Source organism: Tenacibaculum holothuriorum (assembly GCF_002120225.1).
Classification (GTDB): domain Bacteria; phylum Bacteroidota; class Bacteroidia; order Flavobacteriales; family Flavobacteriaceae; genus Polaribacter; species Polaribacter holothuriorum.
In genome coordinates, this window is record NZ_LAPZ01000005.1 from 185,237 (window position 1) to 200,548 (window position 15,312).

The window sequence follows — 15,312 nt, forward strand, 5'->3', positions numbered from 1 at the left end:
TTTGAGTTTGGGATTTTTTATATCACTAAACTTGCTTTTTCTTTTGCGATACTTATCTCTACTAAACTCCCAGAGTTAAAATTTAAAAAATCTGATTCTATTCCATCACTAAAAATAATTCCTTTAGTTGGCATGTTAGATTTAATCTTTAACTTTTTAGTTTTTGTAATTATTCCTAAACCTATATCAATATTTGTCACTTTACTTAAAAAAGGTTCTCTAACTACAAAAACTAGTTTATCATCTGCCCAATCTAAATTAGCCCTATCATAACCACCACTAATATTATTAGCCATATTAAATATAGAACTCAACCATCCTGTTGAACCTGCTCCTGTTGATATTATTATTCCACTAGAAGACTGAATCTCTTTTTTTCCTTCAAATTCTATTTCATACCTTGAAGATACATGAGAATTTGCTCCAATATAAAAATCATTAAAAGCTAATAAAGTTTGCCCATCATTTAATTTAGCTTGAGCCATTGTAACTTTCTTCACCTCAAATTCTCTTTTCAAAATACTTTTCAAGAGTATTTTTATATCTTTTGGAGAGTGTTTTAATAAAACACCATCATACTTTTTTTTATCTGGATTTACTCCAACAATAGGAAAGCCTTTAACATATTTTGCAGTATTAGCAACTAAACCATCTTGTCCAATAACAAATATTAAATCAGTTTCTGTAAAAATATATGTAGATAAAAAACTTCTATCAATTATTTTATATTTAAATAATTTAGAGATAGAATCTTTAATTACTGAAAGAGACACATAAAATGTATCATGTTCTTCTTCAAAAAAATTAAAATCACCCCCAGAACTTTCAATATAAAACTTAGCCTGAGCTTTAGAATTAAATCTTTCTATTAATTGCTCAAGCCTCGTTTTATCTCTTATTATTATTGCTTTTTCAAAATCCATTATTGTCTTTTGCTCTTATTCACAATTGAATCTAATAATTCAGGAGTTATACTCAAATTTTCAATCTTATCTGCATTCTCAGCTAATTCTCTAAATGCTAAAGCTATATTATTTCCTGCATCATTACCTGTATTAGTTATAGCCATAAGAGTTTTCCAATCTAGAGTTTTATATGGTTTTAAATTTGCATTTAATACGTACTCTTTCATATCTGCTTCTTTTTTTTCATTTGTGACTTGAATATCAATTAACTCTTTTTTCTTTTCTTCTAAAGAAATACTAGAAGCCATATCCATTTCCTTTAATTTCCTTTCATTTTCTTGCTTAACCACATCAGTTTCCATTTTCTTCTCTACAATTTGCTTATGCTTTTCTTCAACAGCTATTTCAGTATTTAATTCACTTTCTTTAATAATTCTTTCTTGCTCTACTGCAAAGTTTCTACGTTCATACACTGCTTGATCAGCTTCTTTTTGTAAAGATTCTCTTGTTTGTGCTTCTAAAGCTCTAGCCATTTCTGGACTTGGTGTAACACCTAGCACATTAACACTTAAAACTTCTAAACCTAACATTTGAACTGTCTTCGATTTTTGAACATTGCTAAAGATTTCACTTTCTATTTCCTCAAGTTTTCTTAACGCTTCTTTTAAATTTAAACGCTGAATTATAGATGCACTTGCTGTCTGAGCTTCATTAATAATTCTTTGTTGAATTTTTTCATAATCGTTTTTTATATATTCTTTTCTAGCATTTACTGTAAAATCTAGTGTTTCTGCTAACTGCTTTGGATTTTCAATTTTATATGTGATTTGTCCTTGTAGAGTAACCTCTTGATAATCTTTGGTAGTTTCTTTAAACACAAATTGAAAATCATTACTTTGAATTGGTATTGACACAATTGAAGAATTTGGAGAAAAATAAAAAAAAGCTAACCCTCTTCCCTCCTTTTTAACACTTCCATTTTTATAATGAATTACATAATTCATTGAATCGAATTTGATATAGTTTATTCCTAACATAACATTAAATTTATTTGTGTATTAATGACACAAATATAAAACATATTAAAACTCAAACAAATTAATTTGTGTTTTTTTTACACAAATTAATTAAATTTCAAATACAATACCCTCTTTTTTTAATTGGAAATACCTCTTTTTATTAAATTTAAACAGACTTGCTGGTCTTCCTGAACCTTTTGAAATTTTTTCTTCTAGTTCATCTAATACATTCAGCTTAATTATTTTTTTCCTAAAATTTCTTCTATCTATATCTCTCCCTAAAAGTGTCGTATAAAGCTTTTCTAAATCAGAAAAAGGAAATTTCTCTTCTAGTAATTCAAACCCAATTGGCTCATACACGATTTTTCCTTGTAATCGTTTTATAGCAAATTTTAAAATAGTTTCATGATCAAAAGATAATTTAGGTAAATTCTCAATACTAAACCACTTAACTTCCTCAGCATCTGTTGATGCTAAAATTTTAAATGCTTTGGGTTTTACTAATCCAAAGTAAGAAACTGAAATAACTCTACCACGGGGATCTCTAGTAGGGCTTCCAAATGTATACAGCTGTTCTAAATAATTTATCTTAACTCCTGTTTCCTCAAAAAGCTCTCTTTCAACAGCCATTTCTAAAGATTCTTTCTCCTTAACAAAACCTCCAGGAATAGCCCATTCGCCTTTAAATGGATTAAATTTTCTTTTTATTAATAATACAGAAGTTTTTCCTTCTTCATATCCAAATACAACGGCATCAACAGAAAGTCTAATAGATTGGTCACTCATTATGCGTAGTCTTTACGCAAAAGTAATTAATTTCTTAACAACTTATTTCCTATTGCGCATTCTAAACAACGTTTTAATGCGCAATAGTTATTTTTAAGCTCTAATAGCGCTTGTGTTTCAAAAGCGTTTTTTAAAATAACTTTTAAATCTGAAAATTTAGAAATAATAGCATTCTTTTCGGGTTTTATTTCCTTCAATAAACTCAAAAAACTTTCATTTACTTCTTTACTCCTACTTTTTAACCACATAAATTTTAAAGGAATAATTGTATTGATAATCAGTAAATCTACAAACGATTTTGTGAGTTTTTTAGTCGATTTTTTAGAAGTGGTTTCAAACGTATAATGTCTCTTCCAAAAATCATTTACTTCTACAGAAAAGTAGTCATAAAAATCATCTAACTTATTTAAACTCATTACATCGCTAAATAAATTAGTTCGTTTATGGTACAGAGCAACTAACTGTGCTAATCGAATTGTAGGAAAATTATTTGGTCTCATTCTAAAAAACTGAAAATTCCCTTTAATAATAGGAGACAACTTATATTTATGCTTTAAATACTCATACTCTTTTTGTAAACTCAAAAAGTATTCATCTTCAATCCTACCGTCTAGAAACCTAGCTTGTCCAAAAAGCAAAGCGGATAATGTTTGTTCTTCAAAACGAACTTTTCTTAGAATAGAAAAATCAAAAGATTGAGATAGTTGTAAAAAAGCTTCTCCATTTACTTTTAATCCAAAATTCTTCGCTAACAGTTGAAATAAAACAGCTTCAAAATCATTGTTTGATTCTTCTAGTAACTCTTTAATCAAAATTGATTTATTCTCTAAACGCTCAAAATACAATCGCTCTAACCAGTTATTCATTAAGAAAGAATCAACTTCAGAAATTTGATTTTCACAAGGAATCCATTTTTCTTTTTTTGAAAATAAGTTTTGGTAGTTTTCTAACAATTCTTTTGGAATATAATCCTTCAAAACCAATGTTGGTAACGCTTTATTATTTTTCATAAAAACTTCAGTATCATGCTCCCAAACCACATGAAGAATAACAGCATCGTAATTAGCATCTATTTCATGTTGATGCAAATACCAATCAGAAGATTTTACATGAATCTCAACATTACCTACCCAAATCTGATTATCAATTTTTAATTGAGCATTTAAAAAATCGGGACCTGAGTTTTTATTCATTTCGCCAGTTTTTAATACCTCAACGAACTCACCATTAACCGTTTGTATATCTTTAAAATTAAACAGCTTTTGCTTCCATAAAAAATGTAAGAATTCTTCTTTCATAACAATTGAGTTTTTATTGTAAATTCACACAAATTTTCTCGACTTTTAAGTTATGAAAAATATCATTAAATCCCTATTTATTAGTGCTTTCCCAGTTTATTCGCTAGTTATATTTATAAACACACTACTAAAAAATAATTTTACTTTACATAGTATCGGACTCCTCCTCTCCTCTATTTCAGTAGTATCATTTTTCTTAATGCTCTTTATAAAACCAGTCGCCAGAACTACCAAAACATTAACGTTTTACTCTGCTTTAATAAGCATAGGTTTTACATTAAACTTACTAGATTTCAACTGGGACTCTTTATTAATTCCGCTTTCCATTGCTTTAGGCTGGTTAGCTTATTTAACTTGGTACTCTACCTTTAACTCAAGAGATATGTCGGTATTAGATTTCGGAAAAAAATTGCCTGAATTCTCTCTTGAAAACACCAATAAAGAAATGGTTAATAGCAACTCTTTTACTGGTGATTTTAAGATATTAATTTTCTATCGTGGTAATTGGTGCCCTTTATGTATGGCACAAATAAAAGAAGTAGTGCAACAATATAAAGAACTTGAAAAGAGAAATATTGATATGCTACTAATAAGCTCTCAGCCTCATAAGTTCACCAAGAGTTTAGCAAAGAAACACCAAGTCCCATTTCATTTTTTGAGAGATATTGACAACAAAGTTGCCAAACAATTAAAAATCATTCATAAAAACGGACTTCCTGTAGGTTTTCAAGTATTAGGATATGAATCGGATGTAGTATTACCTACTGTAATTATTACCGATAAAAACGATAAAATCATCTTTGCAGACCTAACAGATAATTATCGTGTACGACCAGAACCAGAGACTTTCTTACGAATTATTGACAACTATAAAGGCTAATCAATAGGGCCATCAATTTTTACAATGATGTTAACATTCAATTTCTAATTGTCTGTAGTACTTTTGCATCAAAATAATAACATATGAATAGCATAGAAAATTTACAATGGCGTTATGCTGTTAAAAAATTTGACGAACATAAATCACTTTCTGCAGAACAAATCAACATTTTAAAAGAAGCTTTTAATTTAACAGCTACTTCTTATGGGTTACAACCTGTAAAAATGGTAGTAATTCAAAACAAAGAGTTACAACAACAATTGGTAGAGCACTCTTGGAATCAAGCCCAAGTAGCCCAAGCATCACATGTATTGGTTTTATGTATTCCAAAAGAGTTTACTCAAAAAGAAGTAGAAAGCTACTTTGCTTTAGTGAAAAATATTAGAAATACTCCTGACGAAATTTTAAACCCATTTAAAGAAATGCTTTCTTCTTCAGTAGCCAGTAAAACTCAAGAAGAATTAAGTAGTTGGAATAAAAATCAGGCTTATATTGCTTTAGGAAATTTAATGACGGTAGCAGCTAATGAGCAAATTGATTCTTGTCCGATGGAAGGATTTGTTCCTGCAAAATACGACGAAATCTTAGGTTTAGACCAACATAACTTAACATCGGTATTAGTATTACCGGTTGGATTTAGAGCTGAAGACGATTATATGAAAGACTGAAAAAAGGTTCGTAGAAAAACCGAAGAAGTCATTATCGAGCTTTCTTAGAATTCTTAAATTATGAATTACGAATGAGAAATTTGTACATTCGTAATTCATAATTTAATTGTATGCAACCATTACATATACTCCTACTTATTTTAGCTTATTTTGGTGTATTAATTCTTATCTCGTACATCACTGGTAAATCTGCTAACAACAACACCTTTTTTAAAGCCAACAACTCCTCACCATGGTACTTAGTTGCCTTTGGTATGATTGGGGCTTCTCTTTCTGGTGTAACCTTTATTTCTGTACCAGGTTGGGTAGAGAGTCAGCAAATGGGTTATATGCAAATGGTGTTAGGATATGTGTTAGGATATGCTGTAATCGGATTGGTATTATTACCGCTTTATTACAAACTCAACCTAACTTCTATTTATACTTATTTAAAAGATCGTTTTGGAAGATATTCCTATAAAACAGGAGCCTCTTTTTTCTTATTATCAAGAACTGTAGGAGCTGCTTTTCGTTTGTTTTTAGTAGCCAATGTATTGCAATTAATTTTGTTTGATGCTTACGGAATTCCATTTTGGGTAACGGTAACCATTACCATTTTACTAATCTGGTTATACACATTTAAAGGGGGAATTAAAACTATTGTATGGACAGACACCTTGCAAACCTTATTCATGCTGATTGCTGTAGGTGTTTGTATTGTAATGATTAAAGATGCAATGCAAATAGACAGTTTATTCTCCTATATTGCCGATAATGATTTATCTAAAACTTTCTTTTTTGATGATGTAAAAGCAGGAAGTTATTTTTGGAAACAATTTTTCTCAGGAGCTTTTATTGCTATAGTAATGACCGGGTTAGATCAAGACATGATGCAAAAGAACTTAACCTGTCGCAATTTAAAAGATGCCCAAAAGAACATGTTTTGGTTTACTATTGTCCTAGTAATTGTAAACTTTTTCTTTTTAGCCTTAGGAGTTTTACTAACCGACTATGCAGCAACTAATGGAATTGATGCACATAGAGACAATTTATTCCCAACTATTGCGATGAGTGGCGATTTAGGTATTGCTACTTCTCTATTCTTCTTATTAGGGTTAATTGCCGCAGCCTATTCAAGTGCCGACAGTGCTTTAACCTCGTTAACAACATCATTTAGTATTGATATTTTAGAAATTGATAAAAAAGAAGACGAGCAAGAAAAAATAGCCATTCGTAAAAAGATACATGTGTTATTTTCGTTCATCCTAATTGCTACAATTTTAATATTCAAATATTTTATTGCTGATGCCAGTGTAATTGCTAAAATATTCCAGTTTGCAGGGTATACCTACGGACCTTTATTAGGATTATATGCCTTTGGACTATTTACCGAACTCAATGTAAAAGACAAACTAGTTCCTATTATTTGTTTGGTAGCTCCAGTACTTACCTATTTAATTAGCGTGTATAGTAAAAACAGTTTAGGATTTGACTTCGGATTCTTTGTACTAATCTTAAATGGAGCATTGACTTTCTTAGGATTATTAGCTATTAAAACGAATAAAGATGCCTAAAAAAGGAAAAGCAAAAAATACGGTAAACAAAGCGAAGCATACTCGTTTGATGAAGCAAAAAGAAAACAAGCTTCGTACAGAAAAACAACGCAATAAAGAGCGATTAAAAGCTATTATTAAGAAAGCCAACGAAGCCAAAGAACAACCAAAAGATGACAGCACAACAAATCATTAAACAATTTGATTTAACCGCACACCCAGAAGGTGGATATTTTAAAGAAACTTATAGAAGTAACGGAATTATCCAAAACGAACATTTACCTCCAGAATTTGTAGGAAATAGAAATTATTCAACATCGATATACTTTTTATTGACTTCTGAAAAGTTTTCAGCTTTTCATAAAATCAACCAAGATGAAATTTGGCATTTTTATAAAGGACGTACCTTAAAACTACATATGATTTCTCCAGAAGGAGACTATTCTTTTGTACTTATAGGAAATGATATAAAACAAAACGAACAGCCTCAATTTGTAGTGCCCGCGGGTTATTGGTTTGCTGCAGAAGTGGAAGCAGAAAACGCCTATGCTTTTACAGGTTGTACCGTAGCTCCGGGATTTGATTTCAATGATTTTGTTTTACCAAAAAGAGAAACGTTAATCACACTCTTCCCACAACACGAAGCTATTATAACTAAGTTAACGCATCATTAAAAATCTTAGTTACAAATTGAATTGCTATATGAAAAGATTTATTCTACAATTTCTGATTTTAATCAGTATTTCTTGTTACGCCCAAAAGTCTATAATCATAAAAAAGGAAAAAATTGATTGGAAAAACTATAATGGTTTATTTCAAGATACTGAGAAAAAGGTTTTCAAACCAAAATTTCAATATTTACAAAAAGTAAACTTATATGAAATCACTTATTTAAGTGATGGATTAAAAATTCAGTCTTATGCAGCATTTCCTAAAAAAGAAGGAAAATATCCTGTTATTATATTTAATAGAGGAGGGAATAGAAATTATGGTGCTTTATCTTTAACTCCTCAAAAAAACAGATACTTTCTAAATCCAATGTTTTCAAAAATAGCTAATGAAGGCTTTATAATTATTGGTTGTAACTACAGAGGTAGTGGAAAGAGTGAAGGTAATGATGAATTTGGTGGTAATGACCTGAATGATGTACTCAACTTAATTAAAGTTGTTAAAGAACTTCCTAAAGCTGATAGTACAAAAATAGGCATGTATGGTTGGAGTCGTGGCGGTATGATGACTTACTTAGCTTTAACAAAAACTAACCAGATAAAAGCAGCTGTAACTGGAGGTGCTCCTAGCGATAAAACAATTATCAATAGACCAAAAATGGAAGCTGGTGTATACGCTCAATTAATCCCAAACTATTGGAAAAATAAAGAGGAAGAACTAAAAAAAAGGTCAGCGATTTATCTTGTTGATAAACTTCCTAAAAACGTTCCTTTGCTAATACTTCACGGAGATTCTGACAAAAGAGTAACTGTAGCTAACTCTATAAAACTTTCTAAAAAATTGGAGGAATATAAAATACCTCATCAACTTAAGGTATTTGAAGGAGGAAATCATGGATTAACAAAGTATAGAAAAAAAGTAGATAGTTTAGTTATAAATTGGTTTAAAAAGCATCTTTAAAACCTATTTTATCTCACCGTTTTTTATTCAAATTATATCTAGTATCTTAGGAACTTAATCTACCCTAATACTATGATTCAATCCTATAAAAAGAAACCTACACTACAAGAAAATTACGATACTATTATTATTGGCTCTGGAATGGGCGGACTTTCAACCGCAGCAATTCTTGCCAAAGAAGGTCAAAAAGTATTGGTACTCGAACGCCACTATACTCCAGGTGGATTTACGCATATTTTTAAACGCAAAGGTTACGAATGGGATGTAGGAATTCATTATATAGGGGATGTACAACGTGAAAAAAGCATCTTAAAAAAGTTGTTTGATTATGTAACCGACAAGCAATTGAAATGGCAAGATATGGGTGAAGTTTATGACAAAATTGTTATTGGCGACAAGCAGTACGATTTTGTAAAAGGCATAAAAAACTTTAAACAACAAATGATTGCCTATTTCCCAGAAGAAGAACAAGCCATTCACAAATATGTAGACACGGTTTTTAATGCTGTAAAAGCCAGCAAAAACTATTATATCAGTAAAACTTTATCACCTTTTTCAAATAGGATTATAGGCGGATATTTACGTAAACCTTTTCATAAATATTCCGATAAAACTACCTACGAAGTACTTCGGGAACTCACCGATAATGAAGAACTAATTAAAGTACTTACGGGTCAATATGGTGATTACGGATTACCACCAAAGCAAAGTAGTTTTTCTATGCACGCCTCAGTAGCACGTCATTATTTTGATGGAGGAAGTTTTCCTATCGGTGGCTCTTCGCAAATTGCTAAAACTATTGACAAAGTAATTGAAGCTACTGGTGGAACCATTTTAGTAAGTGCAGAAGTTGATGAAGTACTCATTAAAAACGGAAAAGCTACAGGTGTACAAATGAAAGATGGCAAGCATTTCTTAGCGAAAAACATTATTAGTAATGCAGGATTAATTACTACTTACAACAAATTATTACCGCAACAAATTGTAGAAAAATTTCAATTAAAAAAGCAATTACAAAAAGTAAAACCATCGGTAGCACATGTAAGTTTGTATATTGGTTTAGAAGGAACTCCCGAAGAGTTAAAAATACCTACAACCAATTATTGGGTATATCCAGAAAAAGGAGATCATGATACTTGTGTAGAAAATTATGTAAACGATTTATCGCAGCCATTTCCTGTGGTGTATATGTCGTTTCCTTGTGCTAAAGACCCCGATTGGTTAAACCGCTACCCAGGAAAAAGCTCTATAGATATTATTACCTTGTTGCCTTATGAAACTTTTGAACAATGGAAAGGTTCTTTATGGAAAAAACGCGGTGACGAATACGAACGTATTAAAGAAGAAATTGCACAACGTTTATTACAAGAATTGTACAAACAACTACCGCATTTAGAAGGTAAAGTAAGTTATTATGAACTCTCTACTCCGTTAACTACAGAGCATTTTGTGAATTACGAAAAAGGAGAAATTTACGGACTCGATCACAGTCCCTCTCGTTTTAGACAACCATTTTTAAAACCTAAAACACCGATTAAAAACTTTTATTTAACAGGACAAGATATTGTTACTGCAGGTGTGGGTGGTGCCTTATTTTCTGGTATTTTATCTGCCACAGCTGTTACAGGAAAAAACATGTTAAAGAAAGTTATTTAAATAACTTTCTTTTTTAAAATACTATAAACGTATTTAGCTTATTTGTTTAAGTACGTTTTTATTTTTTATAAAATTACTCTTTCTACGGATTCCCGTAATATTTTATTTTTCACTTACACTACATTCGGAAGCTCATTTTTTTATTAGAGTCACAAAGTTATATATACATACTGTATTCTCCATTTTTTGGATCTATAACAATGCTCTTTATTCATTATATAAACAAGTTAATCACAATATTAGACTATGAAAAATAAAGAAAGATTTCTTGACTTTGCTGAGTCTTTAAAATTAGTAAGAAAAACAAGAATAGAAGATTTTATTGACGATAGAAACATAGATGACATTTATACTGATTTATTACCCAACAATGGAATTATCAATAAATTAAACCTACCTAGAACTACAATTCTTGTAGGAAGAAAAGGTACAGGAAAGTCAACAATATTTCAAAAATCTCAAAAAGACTTAATATCAAATAATAAATGTATATCTATTTATATTGATGTTAAATCACTTTACGATAATTCAACTCCAACGATTCCTTTAGAAATAGAAAGCGTAAGTAAAGAACTTCAAAAATATCTATTATTCAGCAACTTAATTAAAGAAATAGTACTAGAAACTAAGAATAGATTGGATGACTTTGTTCAAGTATCAATACTGAAAAGAATATTAGGTTTCGATAAAGAACAAATAGATAAAATAAATCTAGAGCTGGATGAAATCGAAAAGTCAATTTCAGACGTAACAAAGCAAGTGGATGCTTCGTTAATTACTAACTATAAGCTTTCAAACCAAGAAGACAAAGAAAAGTCTGTAAAAGGTAATATTAATATTTCTACAACACCAAAAATGAGTATCGAAGGCTCATTAACCAAGGGAAGCTCAATCAAATCAGAATTTGAAACAAGCCTTGTCACCTATTTAGATATAAAAAAAAGCTTAATTAGTAAACTTACATCTATTAAAGAAATTTTAAATATTGATCACCTCTATATCTTCCTAGATGATTATTCTGAAATTGACGAAGAATCACAAAAAGTATTTATGGATTGGTTCATATCACCACTAAATAATTTATCTGATGATTTTGTAAAATTTAAAATAGCTATATATCCAAATAGGTTTTATTACGGGAAATTAGATAATTCAAAAATTGATGAGATTTCACTTGATTTTTTTGATGCTTTTTACACATTTGAAAAACAAGCTAATATTACCAAAATGGAAACTTTGGCTTTAGATTATACAAAAAGATTAATTAAAAAAAGGTTGCATCTATTTTTTCCAAATAATAATTGGGAAAAATTCTTTTCTATAGATGAATCAGAAATTTATGATATTCTTTTTAGTACCTCTTTCAATATTCCTCGTAAAATAGGTTTTTTATTATCATATTGTTACGAATCTTGCTTAATACATGATGTAAAAATTTCAAAAGAAGCTATTGAAAATGCTTCAAAAAGGTATTACTCTGATGTAATTGAAAAATATTTTATTGCAAATCAATTTGTCACAAAGCCTTTTAAAGACAAAATCTCAAATAACCATCAATATCAATTACTAAACAATATTATTAAAAGGCAAAAAACAAACTCATCATCATCTATTAGAACACGAATAAAAGGGAAACCAACTAATCACTTTGTTGTAAATAAAGAAATTTCTAATTTATTAGATAATTTAGAGCTTAATGGTTTTCTAACTACTTACAATAACATAAATGACAACAACGACAACATATCAGTCTTATACTCACTGGATTACGGATTATGTAAAACACATAATTTAAATTTTGCTAGAGCTTATAATTCAAGGTTGATAAAGTATTTTACTCAAGCTAGGTTCAATATGAACATTCTTATCTCTGATTATTTTAATAAAACTCAATTAATAAAGTGCCCAAATAATCACGAGTTTTCATACGAAATGCTTAAAACTTTAAAAGCATTTAAAATGAGATGTCCAGACTGCTTGGATGAAGGAAAATCTGTTCTATGTGAAGTTACGTTATCAAGTGAAGAAGTAAGAGAAAGATTACGAGCTATTGAAAATAAAAGAATTAAAAAGCTGTCTTTTACAGAATTTTTAATCCTAGATTATTTAAATGGATATCAAAAAATTGTAAGTATTCATAAAATTGCTAGTGCACTTGACAAAAGCGAGTCATCAGTTAACACTATGATTAACAAACTAATAGAAAAGGGATTAATCGAACATGATAATGAAGCTAGTCGAGCTTTGAAAAAAGAGGTTTATCTTATTTCTGATAAGGGAGTTAGATTTATTAACACAATTCTAAAACTAATAGATGAAATCAAGAAAAAAGAAAACAAATAATAGTTAATTCTACTGTTGTTATAAATTATTCTTTTTACTTAATCCGTAAACCCTTTCTTATTTTAAGTTTCATGCTTAAAATCTAAGTACCAAAACACGCAATAATTAATAGTCAAGATCATTACAACTCCCTTAAAACCTCATCAACTAATTTTCGATTATAATCATTTATTTTTTGGTGAGTTGGCATCCAACCTGATAAAAAGCGTATAAAATCGGTACAAGCTACAGGGTATAATTTTCGCCACTCGTTCTCTAAATCCGTAAAAGGAAAAGAGAATTGAGTGGTTTTAAATGCTTTTTGTAATTCAGAAAAATAGTAGTTTAACACTTCTGCTTCGTGGTATTCTAATTCATTGCTCGACATACAACTTCCTAAGAAATAGGCTACGTCTTTTATTCCGCAACCACCACCAACATATTGAAAGTCTACCGCAGCTACTTTTTCACCATCTTTAGCAAAACAAAAGTTTGCCAACTTCGCATCGCCATGTACAATAGTTTGGTGCTTACAATTTTTTAAGATAGTATTTATCTCGTAAGCTTTTTCTTTAAGTGGAGAAGCTTCCATTTGCTGTAACTCATCGGGTCTCGTTTCTAAATTCCAATAAGTCCCTACTTTCCATAATCCAGTTGGCTTTCGATGTAAAAACTGTATATGAAAATTGGCTAACCATTTTAACACAACCTTTACCTCATCTAAGGTAATTTGTGCTTTTCGTAAAGGATAGTGTTTGTTTAAATCTTCTAAGACAATCCATTGTTTATTTCCTTCAGTATAAGAACCTATGAGGTTAGGAATTTTACAATCCATAGTACATTTTTTACTCCACTGCTCATACCAATTCGTTTCTACTTGATAGGATCTTACTTTTCGTTGATGAGAAAAATTGGTATTCCATCCTCTTGGGTGCTGTGTAGCTTTATCTAAATCGATAAACTTAACTACAACTGTTTGTAAGTTAGAATTGTGTACTATATAACGAGAAATTTTACCATAACCACTCCACAAGCTTTGTATAACTTCAGCCTCATTGCATTGCGTAGCTTGTGTTACTTTTAATAAGTAGTCGGTAAAATTGGGATTCATAAAATTGCTATATAACAATAGCGAAAGTAGTATAAAATAAAAAAGAAAAGAAGCAGCCCCCCAGCGAACTTCAATTCTTTTTATAAGTTCTACAAAAATGCAAAACAATTTTAAACTTGTTGTAAATGTACCTATCTATTACAATTACTTTAATAAATTTTAGACGAAAGGTACTTTTACTTCGATAAATGGTAATTGAGTTTAGACGAATAAAAAGAGAGAATTTTAAAATTCTCTCTTTTCTCTCACTTAACTATATATACAATTTCAATAATCTTACTTAAAAAAATGTATATATGATTTGTCTAAATTTAAGTTTGCCGATTTAGGAAACTCAGCATGAATTATCATTTCATTTTCGTGATGTTGTTCTAAATCACTTAATATTTTTCTGTTTAATAATAACACTGTAGAATGACCGTGATGATCTAACTTATCTAAAATTGTTTTTCCGTTAAACTCACAAATCCAATGTGTTTCAGACATGTTTTCTTCATAAAAAACCTCTACTGTAGGTACCTTAAAGTAATTATGATCTTTCACTTGTTTAAAGTCAAAAACCAAACGTAACAATCCACCTTCTAAAAAATTACTTTCTTTTGTAATTCCTAATTCAGCAAAAGATAATTTACCAGTATTATTTTTATCTAAAATTACTTTTATTTCTCCTTGATTTAACTCTACGCTACTCATACTTATTTATTTAAATTCTATACTCAAAACTAAATAATAAGCTACTGCTAGCATATGATATTTATCAGTCTTTAAATAAAAAAAGCCTAAGCTCTCAATAATAACTTAGACTTTATATACTGTATTAAAATGTAATTTTAATTACTTATCAATCGATCCTAAAACACGTTGCATAAAATTATTTAACGCTTCTTTTTTAGGAGTTCCTTCTTTTATCATTTTTGAAACTTCTATCGCTCCGTACATGTTAGAAATTAATTCACCAATAACATCTAATTCCTCGTCTTTTAACGACGGAACTTCTGTTAATGCTTCTAAAGTCTCAATAGTTTCTAACACATAGTCTTGATCGTTCTCTTCTATGAAAGAAGTTAAATGTTTAATTACTGGTAATTTCATAATTAAATTACTTCGTTTACTAATTCTTTTAAAACATCAAACTTGTTAGTTTGCACTTGGTTTACAAATTTACCATCTACAAAAGTTGCAAATGTTGGTAAATTATCTACTGTAGCTAATTTTCTACTTTCAGGAAATTTTTCTGCATCAGCAATTACAAATACAGTTTCTTCATTTTCAGAAGACAACTTCTTGAATTTAGGTTTCATAATTCTACAGTTTCCACACCAAGTTGCTGAAAATTGAACTACTACAGTTTTATTATCGGAAACAATTTGTGCTAAATTGTCTTGATTTAATTCTTGTACCATGATTTAAATTTTAAAGTTAATTAGGAGTAAAAAAATCCCTAAAAGATATACTAATGTTAGTATAGTAGAAGTAAAATTCGTGCTACTCCTTTCGTTTCACACG

16 protein-coding genes are annotated in these 15,312 nt (G+C 29.7%); 8 read left to right on the forward strand and 8 right to left on the reverse strand.

Annotation, left to right across the window (positions count from 1 at the left end):
* Positions 1-17: 17 nt before the first annotated feature.
* From WH52_RS08360 to WH52_RS08375, 4 genes are all read right to left on the reverse strand, one after another.
* Positions 18-923 carry an NAD(+)/NADH kinase gene (locus WH52_RS08360; protein WP_086030492.1) on the reverse strand — a complete coding sequence of 302 codons (906 nt, stop codon included), beginning with the start codon at positions 921-923 and terminating at the stop codon, positions 18-20.
* Complete coding sequence (locus WH52_RS08365; protein ID WP_086030493.1) at positions 923-1,942, reverse strand: SPFH domain-containing protein; 1,020 nt, start codon at positions 1,940-1,942, stop codon at positions 923-925. Before WH52_RS08365 ends, WH52_RS08360 begins: the two co-directional genes overlap by 1 nt.
* Before the next feature lie 90 nt (positions 1,943-2,032).
* Positions 2,033-2,710 (reverse strand): NUDIX hydrolase, encoded by a 678-nt coding sequence (locus tag WH52_RS08370; protein WP_086030494.1) that lies wholly within the window; start codon positions 2,708-2,710, stop codon positions 2,033-2,035.
* Between the two features lie 26 nt (positions 2,711-2,736).
* Positions 2,737-4,008, reverse strand: coding sequence for a DUF2851 family protein (locus WH52_RS08375; RefSeq protein WP_086030495.1), 1,272 nt, complete (start codon positions 4,006-4,008; stop codon positions 2,737-2,739).
* 52 nt (positions 4,009-4,060) lie between these two features.
* Between WH52_RS08375 and WH52_RS08380 the strand changes: the two genes are divergently transcribed.
* The 8 genes from WH52_RS08380 (at position 4,061) to WH52_RS08415 (ending at position 12,716) form a co-directional block, all read left to right on the forward strand.
* Positions 4,061-4,888, forward strand: a complete 828-nt coding sequence (locus WH52_RS08380; RefSeq protein WP_086030496.1) for a peroxiredoxin family protein — start codon at positions 4,061-4,063, stop codon at positions 4,886-4,888.
* Positions 4,889-4,971: 83 nt separating this feature from the next.
* The gene (locus WH52_RS08385) at positions 4,972-5,556 is read left to right on the forward strand and encodes an NAD(P)H-dependent oxidoreductase (protein ID WP_086030497.1); all 585 of its coding nucleotides are present in this window, start codon (positions 4,972-4,974) and stop codon (positions 5,554-5,556) included.
* A 110-nt stretch (positions 5,557-5,666) separates the two neighbouring features.
* A complete protein-coding gene (locus WH52_RS08390) occupies positions 5,667-7,109 on the forward strand; it encodes a sodium:solute symporter (protein WP_086030498.1) in 1,443 nt (480 codons plus the stop codon).
* Entirely contained in the window at positions 7,102-7,284 is a 183-nt protein-coding gene (locus WH52_RS08395) for a hypothetical protein (RefSeq protein WP_086030499.1), read from the forward strand. Before WH52_RS08390 ends, WH52_RS08395 begins: the two co-directional genes overlap by 8 nt.
* Complete coding sequence (locus tag WH52_RS08400; RefSeq protein ID WP_086030500.1) at positions 7,262-7,762, forward strand: cupin domain-containing protein; 501 nt, start codon at positions 7,262-7,264, stop codon at positions 7,760-7,762. Before WH52_RS08395 ends, WH52_RS08400 begins: the two co-directional genes overlap by 23 nt.
* Before the next feature lie 28 nt (positions 7,763-7,790).
* Positions 7,791-8,717 carry an alpha/beta hydrolase family protein gene (locus tag WH52_RS08405; protein WP_086030501.1) on the forward strand — a complete coding sequence of 309 codons (927 nt, stop codon included), beginning with the start codon at positions 7,791-7,793 and terminating at the stop codon, positions 8,715-8,717.
* A gap of 72 nt (positions 8,718-8,789) precedes the next feature.
* A complete protein-coding gene (locus WH52_RS08410) occupies positions 8,790-10,373 on the forward strand; it encodes a phytoene desaturase family protein (RefSeq protein ID WP_086030502.1) in 1,584 nt (527 codons plus the stop codon).
* A gap of 246 nt (positions 10,374-10,619) precedes the next feature.
* Complete coding sequence (locus WH52_RS08415; protein WP_086030503.1) at positions 10,620-12,716, forward strand: helix-turn-helix domain-containing protein; 2,097 nt, start codon at positions 10,620-10,622, stop codon at positions 12,714-12,716.
* 121 nt (positions 12,717-12,837) lie between these two features.
* Here WH52_RS08415 and WH52_RS08420 read toward each other — a convergent pair whose 3' ends face one another.
* The 4 genes from WH52_RS08420 to WH52_RS08435 form a co-directional block, all read right to left on the reverse strand.
* On the reverse strand, positions 12,838-13,806 hold the full coding sequence (locus tag WH52_RS08420) for an oxidoreductase family protein (protein ID WP_086030504.1): 969 nt from the start codon (positions 13,804-13,806) through the stop codon (positions 12,838-12,840).
* Positions 13,807-14,082: 276 nt separating this feature from the next.
* The gene (locus WH52_RS08425; protein WP_086030505.1) at positions 14,083-14,499 is read right to left on the reverse strand and encodes a hypothetical protein; all 417 of its coding nucleotides are present in this window, start codon (positions 14,497-14,499) and stop codon (positions 14,083-14,085) included.
* A gap of 141 nt (positions 14,500-14,640) precedes the next feature.
* Entirely contained in the window at positions 14,641-14,898 is a 258-nt protein-coding gene (locus tag WH52_RS08430) for a DUF6952 family protein (protein WP_086030506.1), read from the reverse strand.
* Positions 14,899-14,900: 2 nt separating this feature from the next.
* A complete protein-coding gene (locus tag WH52_RS08435; RefSeq protein WP_086030507.1) occupies positions 14,901-15,209 on the reverse strand; it encodes a thioredoxin family protein in 309 nt (102 codons plus the stop codon).
* Positions 15,210-15,312 lie beyond the last annotated feature (103 nt).

Coding starts and splice junctions, on each gene's coding strand:
- WH52_RS08420 (WP_086030504.1), bottom strand. CDS start 13,806: ATGAATCCCAATTTTACCGACTACTTATTAAAAGTAACACAAGCTACG.
- WH52_RS08405 (WP_086030501.1), top strand. CDS start 7,791: ATGAAAAGATTTATTCTACAATTTCTGATTTTAATCAGTATTTCTTGT.
- WH52_RS08385 (WP_086030497.1), top strand. CDS start 4,972: ATGAATAGCATAGAAAATTTACAATGGCGTTATGCTGTTAAAAAATTT.
- WH52_RS08425 (WP_086030505.1), bottom strand. CDS start 14,499: ATGAGTAGCGTAGAGTTAAATCAAGGAGAAATAAAAGTAATTTTAGAT.
- WH52_RS08395 (WP_086030499.1), top strand. CDS start 7,102: ATGCCTAAAAAAGGAAAAGCAAAAAATACGGTAAACAAAGCGAAGCAT.
- WH52_RS08415 (WP_086030503.1), top strand. CDS start 10,620: ATGAAAAATAAAGAAAGATTTCTTGACTTTGCTGAGTCTTTAAAATTA.
- WH52_RS08360 (WP_086030492.1), bottom strand. CDS start 923: ATGGATTTTGAAAAAGCAATAATAATAAGAGATAAAACGAGGCTTGAG.
- WH52_RS08430 (WP_086030506.1), bottom strand. CDS start 14,898: ATGAAATTACCAGTAATTAAACATTTAACTTCTTTCATAGAAGAGAAC.
- WH52_RS08410 (WP_086030502.1), top strand. CDS start 8,790: ATGATTCAATCCTATAAAAAGAAACCTACACTACAAGAAAATTACGAT.
- WH52_RS08375 (WP_086030495.1), bottom strand. CDS start 4,008: ATGAAAGAAGAATTCTTACATTTTTTATGGAAGCAAAAGCTGTTTAAT.
- WH52_RS08365 (WP_086030493.1), bottom strand. CDS start 1,942: ATGTTAGGAATAAACTATATCAAATTCGATTCAATGAATTATGTAATT.
- WH52_RS08380 (WP_086030496.1), top strand. CDS start 4,061: ATGAAAAATATCATTAAATCCCTATTTATTAGTGCTTTCCCAGTTTAT.
- WH52_RS08400 (WP_086030500.1), top strand. CDS start 7,262: ATGACAGCACAACAAATCATTAAACAATTTGATTTAACCGCACACCCA.
- WH52_RS08390 (WP_086030498.1), top strand. CDS start 5,667: ATGCAACCATTACATATACTCCTACTTATTTTAGCTTATTTTGGTGTA.
- WH52_RS08370 (WP_086030494.1), bottom strand. CDS start 2,710: ATGAGTGACCAATCTATTAGACTTTCTGTTGATGCCGTTGTATTTGGA.
- WH52_RS08435 (WP_086030507.1), bottom strand. CDS start 15,209: ATGGTACAAGAATTAAATCAAGACAATTTAGCACAAATTGTTTCCGAT.